We start from the raw sequence: 798 nt of genomic DNA, 5'->3' as shown, positions 1-798 counted from the left end.
GTGGAAATGGCCGCTATTCATATTTCGAACCCGAATCTTCTCCACCAGACGACGCCGAACCCGAGGCAGCATATGCATCGACTCAATCGGACAACGATGTCGATCACACCTGTCCGCTTTCGGATCGTTTTGTGAGTGAAGTCGGGTGGAGAGCGTGCTGGTTCGTTGACGTGCTAGGGCCGGCGCTCATTGACTGTCTGAGTCGGCTAACACCGTTTGTCGCAATCGAAAGCTCGTCCGACTGGGATGAACGGGACTGGAATAACGCGAAAGCGCGGCGTAATGATCGGGTAAGGAAATTCCTCGCATCGTATGACTGGATCGATGGTGAAAATCAAAAGATTGTGCCCCCGTTCCAGGTCGAGCTGCCGAACAATGGACGGCATAGCAGAATTGCCAAAACGCCATGGCCTCCCAGTAACCTTACACAATTGCTGGGCCTTGCGTCGCTGGCACAGACCTTACATCTGTTCGTGGTCTTGCTTGCGACTGCTGGTCGCATTAGTGAAGTGCTCTCGTTAAGTTCGGCGCATCCTCCGGAGATGTCCTCCTTGGGGATGTCCATCGAGGGACGAACGTACAAGCTGGTGTTCTCGGATCAAGGCGCAAAGATGGAATGGCCCTTGCCTGACTTTGCGGTCCGAGCAGTTGAGCGGCAAGGTGAGTTGCGCCACATTCTCGAGCGGTTCATTGGAGAGGCGGCACCCGCATGCGCGGCCGACGAGCGCGAGTCTGAGGAGTCCGTTCCCCCAGAGCTTTGGGCGTCCGTAACGTCCGGTGCGCCGATCGATACCTGGT

The 798-nt window shown here is 56.4% G+C and carries 1 protein-coding gene; it reads left to right on the top strand.

What is annotated here, in order from left to right; genetic code table 11:
• Positions 1 to 798, top strand: a 798-nt coding sequence (locus BN2476_RS46980) for a hypothetical protein (RefSeq protein WP_160111904.1), incomplete at both ends; no start/stop codon positions are given.

Origin of the sequence: Paraburkholderia piptadeniae, assembly GCF_900007165.1 — a bacterium.
Taxonomy (GTDB): domain Bacteria; phylum Pseudomonadota; class Gammaproteobacteria; order Burkholderiales; family Burkholderiaceae; genus Paraburkholderia; species Paraburkholderia piptadeniae.
Note: the sequence above shows the minus strand (reverse complement) of the source record. Positions and strands in the feature narration are given on the sequence as shown.